The following is an 8,454-nucleotide window of genomic DNA, read 5'->3' on the forward strand; positions in this document are numbered from 1 at the left end:
AGGTGGACCTGCGGAATCGCTTCAATCTGGTGCCGGTCGCGGCGGGCGTCATCATCGGCGTCGGCGGTGTCAGCCTGAAGATCGGCGACAATTTCGAGCTGGGCGGGATCGCGCTCGGCACGATCGTGGTGCTGCTCGGCTACCACGTGCTGCGTGCCCTGGCCCCGGCACATCTGAAGCGGCAGGAGCCCCTGCTGGACGCGGGCACCAGCGAATACGACGACAAGCGGCCCGCGTAGCCCTCAAGCCGTTGTAGCCCCAAAGCCGGCGTAACCCCAAAGCCGGCGTAACCCCAAAGCCGGCGTAGCCCCAAAGCCGGCGTAGCCCCAAAGCCGGCGTGCCCCTATAGCGCTTCTCGCGGGGCGAGGTCCTGCAGGCCCACCACCCGCAGCAGCTCCAGCCGCTCGGCGGACTCGGTGCCGGGGCGGGCGGTGTGGACGATCAGCCGCTGGGCGTGTTCCGAGCTCAGCAGGACCTCGCAGTCCAGCTCCATCGTCCCCACCACCGGGTGGGTGAACCGCTTGACCCTGGAGTGCCATACGGCCACCTCATGGGCCTCCCACAGCGCCGCGAACTCCGCGCTCACCGACAGCAGTTCGGCCACGAGCCCCGCCGGGCCGGGGTCGTCGGGGCGGGCGGCGAGCACGGCCCGGAGGGTGGCCACATGCAGCCGGGCGTGCTCCTCGATCTCCTCGCTCGAGAAGATCCCGGGGGCGTCGGAGGCGGCGTCGCGCCGGGTGAAGAAGGACCGGAGGATATTGCGGTCGCCGGGCGGCCGCCCCATGATGTCGCCGACCAGCGCCGCCGCCATCGCGTTCTGCGCCAGCACCTCGCCCCAGTCGGTGATCACCTGGGCCGGGGTGTCGTACAGCCGGTCCAGCACCCGGAGCAGACCGGGCCGCACATGCTCCGAGGTGCTGCGGTCGCCGGGCGGCTCCTCCCCCACCAGATGGAAGAGGTAGTCGCGCTCGTCGTCGGTGAGCCGCAGCGCCCGGGCCAGCGCGGTCAGCATCTGGCGGGACGGGCGCGGGCCGCGGGCCTGCTCCAGCCGGGTGTAGTAGTCCGGGGACATGCCCGCGAGCTGGGCCACCTCCTCCCGGCGCAGCCCTGGCGTACGGCGTCGGGGGCCGGGCGTCATGCCCACCTCGGCGGGACCGAGGCGGGCGCGGCAGCGGCGCAGGAAGTCGGCGAGTTCCGTTCGATGCACGGTCCCATCGTCGCCGCGTCCGCGTCCCTTATCCAGGGTCTGCGGATCCCTGGATGAGGAGGTCTCTCCCGGCCCCGCCCCGCCCGCCGCAGGCTGAGGCCGAGCGACGAGACGAAAGGCGGATGCTCATGCCCTTGATTCTGGTGACGGGTGCGACCGGCCAGGTGGGACGGCGGTTCACCAAGCGGCTGCTGGAGCGGCCCGCGGCCGGTACCGAGGTACGGGTGCTGGTGCGCGACGAGGAGCGCGGCGCCCCCTTCGCGGCCCAGGGCGCGCGGCTCATGGTCGGCGATCTGCGCGAGGAGAAGGATCTGCGGAGGGCCATGGAGGGGGTGCACGCGGTGGTCAACATCGCGGCGGCCTTCCGCGGGGTGCCGGACGAGGAGGCGTGGGCGGTCAACCGGGACGCGGCGGTCGCGCTCGGGCGGGCCGCGGTCGAGGCCGGGACGAGCCGGTTCCTCCAGGTCAGCACCAATCTGGTGTACGGCGCCCCGCGCGGGCGGCCGCTCACGGAGGACGATGAGAGCAGGCCCGGCGGTCTGCTGTGGGGCGCGTACCCCGCCTCCAAGGCCGAGGCGGAGCGGGAGCTGCTGGCGCTGCACCGCGAGCACGGCCTCGATCTGCGGATCGGCAGCCTGGCCTTCGTCTACGGGGACGGCGATCCGCATCTGGCGAACGTCCTGCCGCACGCGGCGGCATGGGCCGGGAACCAGCGGCTCGCCATGGTCCACCACGCGGACGCGACGCAGGCGCTGCTGCGACTGCTGCGCGCGCCGGGCGGCACCGCCGGCGGCTCGGTGTCGGGCCGCAAGTACAACATCGTGGACGACGCCCCGGCGACCACGGTCGAGCTCTACCAGATCAACGGGGTGCCGCTGCCCGAGGGCATGACCGAGCGGACCGACGAGGACCCCTGGTTCGGGATCACCTCCAACCTCCGGCTGCGCGACGAGCTGGGCTGGCGGCCGCTGTATCCGTCGATGTGGACGGCGCGCGACGCGGGTGTGCTGTGATACGGCGGTTGACGGGGCGTTAGACCGTTCAGGGGAAGCGGCGGCGTACGGCGGGACCGCGCCCCTCCGGCCTGCCACCCTGGCGTCCATGACGATGCCCATGCCCACGCCCGCCCGGCTAGCACCGCGCACCGTGAGAAGCGTCGTGGCGCGCATGAGCGCGATCGGCGCGGCGCTGCCGCCGGGGGACGGGGTGGCGGTCTTCAACGGGGTGTATCTGTCGGTCACCGAGGAGGTCGGCCGACGGCTCGCGGACGGGTACTTCCACGACCCGTCCGCCACCGAGGAGCTGGACGTGCGGTTCGCCGAGCGCTATCTGGCGGCGGTCGACGCGGTGGCCACGGGCGGGCGGCCGCCCGCCTGCTGGCGGCCGCTGTTCCAGCTGCGGTGCCATCCCGGGGTCCGCCCGGTGCAGTTCGCGCTCGCCGGGATCAACGCCCATATCGGCCATGACCTGGCGCTCGCGCTGCTGGACACCTGCCGGGCCCGGGACCTCGAACCGGACGCCCTGGAGGGCGACTTCGACCGGATCGGCGCCCTGCTCACGGAGATGGAGGAGCGGATCCGGGAGGAGCTGATGCCCGGCCCCGACCTGCTGGACGTGGCCGATCCGCTCACCCATCTCGTGGGCTCCTGGAGCCTGGAGAAGGCGCGGGACGCCGCATGGGCGGCGTTCCGCGCGCTGTGGGGGCTGCGCGCGGTGCCGGAGCTGGCCGAGGAGTTCGCGGAGCGCGTCGACGCCACCGTGGGTCTGGTCGGGCGCTTTCTGCTCACCCCTCTGCCGTCCGGGTGCTGAAGCGGCCCCCGGAGCGGGTGCTGAACGGTCCCCGGTCCGGGTGCTGAAACGGCCCCGGACCGGCTCAGTCCTCGGGGAGCTCGACGGGCGCGATCTCGTCGTACAGATCGCCGGGCCCGGGGTTCTTCGGGTCGGTGCCGCCGCCGAACTGGTGCATGACTCCCCACACCGCGTTGAGCGCGGTCTGGATGGCGCCCTCGGCCCAGCCCGCCGTCCAGGAGATGTCGTCGCCCGCGAGGAAGACGCCGCGCTTGTCGGCGGGCAGCCGGTCCTGCATGAAGTGGGTGAACAGCCGGCGCTGGTAGCGGTAGTGGCCGGGCAGATTGGCCTTGAACGCGCCCATGAAGTAGGGCTCGTTCTCCCAGGACACGGTGACCGGGCTGCCGATGATGTGCTTGCGGATGTCGATGTTCGGATAGATCTCCGAGAGCGACTTGAGCATGACCTCCATCCGCTCGTTCGCCGACAGCGGCAGCCACTTCAGGCTGTCGTCGCACCAGGTGTAGGAGAGGCAGATGACGGCGGGCCGGTCCGGGCCGTTGTCCAGCAGATAGGTGCCGCGGGTCATCCGGTCGGTGAGCGTCATGCTCATCGTGTCCCGCCCGGTGACCTCGTCCTTGTCCAGCCAGAACGGCCGGTCCACCGGCACGAAGAGCTTGCTGGACTCCATGTAGTGGGTGCGCTCGATCGCCGTCCAGTGGTCGATCGGGAAGAGCGAGTCATCGCAGTCGATCTGGGAGAGCAGCATCCAGGACTGCGCGGTGAAGACCACCGCGCGGTACGAGCGGATGTCACCGCTGGCGTCCGTCACCACGACGCGGTCGCCCGCGGCCCGGTGCAGCCGGGTCACGGCCGGGCGGGGCGCACCCTCGTGCAGCGAGGCCAGCGAGGTGCCCTGGGGCCAGTGGACGATCTTCTCGGGCTCGCGCTCCCACAGCCGCAGCGGAAGCTGCTGGCTGCCGCCGACGATGCCGCGGTGGTGGTCGTCGGCCTCGGTGTAGACGACGCGCAGGATCTCCAGGATGGAGTTGGGGAAGTCGGTGTCCCAGCCGCCGGTGCCGAAACCGACCTGGCCGAAGATCTCCCGGTGGCGGAAGGAGGTGAAGGCCGAGGAGTCGCAGAGGAAGCCGTAGAAGGTCTGGTTGTCCAGCTTCTCGACCAGCCGCGCCCAGATCTCCCGGATCCGGGGCACGTCCCGCTCGCGGATGGCGCGGTTCATGTCGGAGAAGTCCGCACCCTCCTCCAGGCAGGCGTTCCAGGCGTCGGCCACCTCGCGGTAGACCGGCGGCAGATCGTCGATGGTGCGGGCGTAGTGGGACTCGCCCTTGAGGTCGACCACGGTCGAGGGGGTCTCGGGGGCCAGCGGGTTGGGGAACGGCTGGGTCTTCAGGTCCACCAGGTCGATGTAGTGCTGGAGGGCGGTGGAGGACGGCGGGAAGCGCATCGCGCCCATCTCGGCGGTCAGCGCGTCGTCACAGCCGTCGAAGCCGACGGTGCGCAGCCGTCCGCCGATCCGGTCGGCCTCGTAGACCACGGGCCGCAGGCCCATCTTCATCAGCTCGTACGCGGCGACGATGCCGGAGAGTCCGCCGCCGACGACCGCGACCTCGGCGCCGTGCTCGGTCGCCGGTATCTGGCCCAGGCCCGCGGGGTGGGCGAGGTAGTCGTCGTAGGCGTAGGGGAAGTCCGGGCCGAACATGGTGATGGGCGGCAGGGCCTCGAGGGCCTGCGTCTCCTGCTCGTCATGGACGGCGGTGGGCACCGTGGACGTCATGGGGTACGGACTCCTTGCTGCTTGGTGCTCAAAAGGGTGGTTCGGGTGCGGCAGGGGCCGGACGGATCAGCTGAGGGAGGTGTAGAGACCGGGGCGGCGGTCGCGCAGATACGGGTTGATCCGGCGCGAGGTCGTCAGCAGTTTGGGATCGACGTCGCCGAGGAGGAGTTCCTCGCCGCGGCCGGCGCGCAGACAGGTGGCGCCGTCGGGCCCGGCCAGACAGCTCAGCCCGACGAAGTCGAACTCGCCCTCGCGCCCGCTGCGGTTGACGTACGCGATGTACATCTGGCTCTCGAAGGCCCGCACCGGAATCAGGGATTCGGCGACGAACTCGAAGGGGTGCATCTGCGCGGTGGGCACCACCAGCAGATCGGTCCCGGCCAGGGCATGCGCCCGTACGTTCTCGGGGAACTCCACGTCGTAGCAGACCAGGATGCCGACGGTCAGCTCGCCGATGGTGGCCTGGACGACGGGGGTCTCCCCGGGGGTGAACGACTCCCGCTCAAAGCAGCCGTAGAGATGGGTCTTGCGGTAGTTGGCCAGCTCGGTGCCGTCCGCGCCCACCAGCCGCGCGGAGTTGTGGACCGCGCCCGCGTGGCTCTCGGGGTAGCCGTAGAGGATGGCGAGACCGTGCGTCGCGGCGATCTCGGCCACGGCCTGGCCGCTCGGCCCGTCGGCCGGCTCGGCCAGCTCCCGCACGCCGCCGCCGATGGCGTAGCCCGTGAGGAACATCTCCGCGGTGACCAGCAGCCCGGCGCCGTCGGCGGCCGCGCGGGCGGCGGCCTCGTCGAGGACCTTGAGGTTACCGGCGGGGTCGCCGGGGTGACCGGAGTTCTGGAGCAGAGCGGTGCGCAGCGGCGGCATGGCAGACCTTGGGAGGAGGAGTACGGGCATAAAAACAGTACGTTGCCTCCGGATCGCCCAACAAGACGACTTCATTGCGTCCGGCGTCGATTCATGACGTATGGGGATCGGTACACGACGATTCATTGCGCATCGCGCGGCCAGGCACCTGCGGGCCAGAGACGCCCGGGAGCCGGTCACGTGCGGGGACCCGCCAGGACGAGCCCCGAAGGGGCGCGGGGAACTGCGCGACCAGCCACGACGGCCCCGCAGCCGATTAACGACAGGTCCGGGCACTCCGCGTGGGCGCGACCAGCCACGACGGCGCCGCAGCCGATCAACGACAGGTCGGGGCACAACAGCGAACCAGGGCCACCCAGCGGAGCGCCTACGTAGGGGCGCCCGAACTAAACCTCCGCAGCAGCGGCGACAGCACCAGCACGGACTTGGTGCGCTCCACGAACGGCTCCCCCGCGATCCGCTCCAGCACCCGCTCGAAGTGGCGCATATCGGCGGCGAAGACCTGGACGACGGCGTCCGCGTCACCGGTGACGGTGGACGCGGACACCACCTCGGGGTAGCGCGACAGGCCCCGGCGGATGTCCTCCGGCGAGGTGTTGTGGCGGCAGAAGAGCTCGATGAAGCCCTCGGTCTCCCAGCCCAGCGCCACCGGGTCGACCCGCACCGTGAAGCCCGTGATGGCTCCCTCCGCGCGCAGCCGGTCCACCCGCCGTTTGACGGCGGGCGCGGACAGCCCGACGATTTCGCCGATGTCGGCGTAGGAGCGGCGGGCGTCCTCGGCGAGGGCGTGGACGATGCGTTCGTCGAGATCGTTCAGTCGCACTGGGGGGCAATCACTTCTCTGCTGTGGCCAGTCGGGATCGGCGCATGCCGTATCCGAAGTACAGCACAAGGCCGACGGCCATCCACACGCCGAAGACCACCCAGGTCACGAACTGCAGGCTGCCCATCATCCACAGACACAGCACGAAGCCGATCACCGGGAAGAGCGGGGACAGCGGCACCCGGAAGGTCCGGGGCATGTCGGGCCGGGTCCGGCGCAGCACGATCACGGCGATGTTGACCAGCGCGAAGGCGAAGAGCGTGCCGATGCTGGTGGCGTCGGCGAGCTGCCCGAGCGGGATCGCGGCGGCGAGCACACCGCAGAAGAGCGAGACGATGACGGTGTTGGCGCGGGGCACCCCGGTCCGGGCGTGGACCGTGGAGAAGACCTTGGGCACCAGCCCGTCCCGGGACATCGCGAAGAGGATGCGGGTCTGCCCGTAGAGCACGGTCAGCACCACGGAGGCGATCGCGATCACCGCGCCGGCCGCCAGCAGCACGGCCCAGATGTTCTGTCCGGTGACATCCTTCATGATCGAGGCGAGCGCGGCCTCCGAGCCGGAGAACTTCTTCCACGGCAGCGCGCCCACCGCCACGGCGGCCACCAGGCAGTACAGCGCGGTGACGATGATCAGCGAGAGCATGATCGCGCGGGGCAGGTCGCGCTGGGGGTTCTTGGCCTCCTCACCGGCCGTGGAGGCGGCGTCGAAGCCGATGTAGGAGAAGAAGAGGGTGGCGCCGGCGGCGCTGACGCCCGCCATGCCCAGCGGCATGAACGGGGTGTAGTTGCCGGCCCGGATGCCGGTGAAGGCGACGGCACAGAAGAGGATCAGCGCCGCGATCTTCACCCCGACCATGATGGCGTTGGCGCGGGCGCTCTCCTTGGCGCCGCCCAGCAGGAACGCCATGGCCAGCAGCACCACGAGCAGCGCGGGCAGATTGAAGATCCCGCCGTCCCCGGGCGGGGCGGCCAGCGCGTCGGGGATGGTGATCCCGAGGGTGCCGTCGAGCAGTTCGTTGAGGTACTCGCCCCAGCCGACCGCGACGGCCGCCACCGAGACGCCGTACTCCAGGATCAGACACCAGCCGCAGACCCAGGCGATCAGCTCGCCCATCGTGGCGTAGGCGTACGAGTAGGAGGAGCCGGAGACCGGGATGGTGCCCGCCAGCTCGGCGTACGACAGCGCGGAGAACAGCGCGGTGAGCCCGGCTATGACGAATGACACGACGACCGCGGGGCCCGCGTCCGGCACCGCCTCGCCGAGCACCACGAAGATGCCGGTGCCCAGGGTGGCGCCGATGCTGATCATGGTGAGCTGCCATACGCCCATCGAGCGCCGGAGGCTTCCGCCCTCGCCCTGGCCGCCCTCGGCGACCAGCCGCTCCACCGGCTTGCGCCGCATCAGCCGGGCGCCCAGCCCGCCGACCGGAGGGTCTGGTTCCGGTTGCTGGGTGGCGGGCGGTGCTGCGCCGTGCTCCAACACTTGGGTGGCTCCTTAATCGCTGCCATCAGGTGGTGGCGACCGACTGCGGACACACGGGTACCCGGGAGGGAAACCCGCAGGTGGGATTCGCCGAGCAGCCGGTCTCCGCCACTCCATGTCAGCGCAAGACCCTATGAGCCGTCCGCCGACGGCCGTAATGGACCATGGTTGCGCATACGTGTCGCAACGTTGCGCGCGGGGGCGCCCGACGGTGAATCGTTGCGAAACACTGAGCTCGTCAGCGCGCGTTTCACCCGAATGCCGCGATACTGCACCATTTTAGCGGTCGTTGGTGGGGACGTGACCACTGACAGTGTGCAACCACCCGATCACTCCCGCCTCGGTGCCGAACCGGTGTTCCGGCCTCGTGACCAGGGGGGTGACAGCGAGCGCTACCCGCTCGAATACTGCGCGAGAGTGTGGGAGGACTTCATCCGGACGCTGGGCCGGATCGAGGCGGACTTCCTCCAGCGCTCCGATACCACAGAACCGGG

Annotated in this window: 8 protein-coding genes and 1 pseudogene; 4 read left to right on the forward strand and 5 right to left on the reverse strand. The window is 70.8% G+C overall.

The features are described 5' to 3' along the window. A pseudogene (locus GWI24_RS35435) lies at positions 1-239 on the forward strand (nitrate reductase); the annotation flags it as partial. Between the two features lie 104 nt (positions 240-343). On the opposite strand, the gene GWI24_RS35440 reads toward GWI24_RS35435, so the two are convergent. After that, positions 344-1,207 (reverse strand): helix-turn-helix transcriptional regulator, encoded by an 864-nt coding sequence (locus GWI24_RS35440; RefSeq protein ID WP_210950137.1) that lies wholly within the window; start codon positions 1,205-1,207, stop codon positions 344-346. Positions 1,208-1,335: 128 nt separating this feature from the next. Here GWI24_RS35440 and GWI24_RS35445 point away from each other — a divergent pair, with 128 nt between their 5' ends. Next, a complete protein-coding gene (locus GWI24_RS35445) occupies positions 1,336-2,220 on the forward strand; it encodes an NAD(P)-dependent oxidoreductase (protein ID WP_210950138.1) in 885 nt (294 codons plus the stop codon). Between the two features lie 94 nt (positions 2,221-2,314). Further along, positions 2,315-3,016: a DUF5995 family protein gene (locus GWI24_RS35450; protein ID WP_210950143.1), complete on the forward strand. Its 702-nt coding sequence runs from the start codon at positions 2,315-2,317 to the stop codon at positions 3,014-3,016. Between the two features lie 64 nt (positions 3,017-3,080). On the opposite strand, the gene GWI24_RS35455 is transcribed toward GWI24_RS35450, so the two are convergent. The 4 genes from GWI24_RS35455 to GWI24_RS35470 all read right to left on the reverse strand — a co-directional run bounded on the left by GWI24_RS35455 (position 3,081) and on the right by GWI24_RS35470 (position 7,960). Further along, on the reverse strand, positions 3,081-4,790 hold the full coding sequence (locus GWI24_RS35455) for an NAD(P)/FAD-dependent oxidoreductase (RefSeq protein WP_210950139.1): 1,710 nt from the start codon (positions 4,788-4,790) through the stop codon (positions 3,081-3,083). 66 nt (positions 4,791-4,856) lie between these two features. After that, positions 4,857-5,654 (reverse strand): carbon-nitrogen hydrolase family protein, encoded by a 798-nt coding sequence (locus tag GWI24_RS35460; RefSeq protein WP_210950140.1) that lies wholly within the window; start codon positions 5,652-5,654, stop codon positions 4,857-4,859. Positions 5,655-6,021: 367 nt separating this feature from the next. Further along, positions 6,022-6,477, reverse strand: a complete 456-nt coding sequence (locus GWI24_RS35465; RefSeq protein WP_086882116.1) for an Lrp/AsnC family transcriptional regulator — start codon at positions 6,475-6,477, stop codon at positions 6,022-6,024. Positions 6,478-6,487: 10 nt separating this feature from the next. Further along, positions 6,488-7,960, reverse strand: coding sequence for an amino acid permease (locus GWI24_RS35470; protein ID WP_210950141.1), 1,473 nt, complete (start codon positions 7,958-7,960; stop codon positions 6,488-6,490). A gap of 300 nt (positions 7,961-8,260) precedes the next feature. Between GWI24_RS35470 and GWI24_RS35475 the strand changes: the two genes are divergently transcribed. Next, a partial coding sequence (locus GWI24_RS35475; protein WP_210950142.1) for a hypothetical protein occupies positions 8,261-8,454 on the forward strand: 194 nt, incomplete at its 3' end.

Origin of the sequence: Streptomyces sp. MK37H (assembly GCF_018035285.1) — a bacterium.
GTDB lineage: Bacteria > Actinomycetota > Actinomycetes > Streptomycetales > Streptomycetaceae > Streptomyces > Streptomyces endocoffeicus.

Excerpts from the sequence above, each read along its gene's own strand:
- GWI24_RS35445 (WP_210950138.1), top strand. The coding sequence starts at position 1,336 with ATGCCCTTGATTCTGGTGACGGGTGCGACCGGCCAGGTGGGACGGCGG.
- GWI24_RS35450 (WP_210950143.1), top strand. The coding sequence starts at position 2,315 with ATGCCCATGCCCACGCCCGCCCGGCTAGCACCGCGCACCGTGAGAAGC.
- GWI24_RS35455 (WP_210950139.1), bottom strand. The coding sequence starts at position 4,790 with ATGACGTCCACGGTGCCCACCGCCGTCCATGACGAGCAGGAGACGCAG.
- GWI24_RS35460 (WP_210950140.1), bottom strand. The coding sequence starts at position 5,654 with ATGCCGCCGCTGCGCACCGCTCTGCTCCAGAACTCCGGTCACCCCGGC.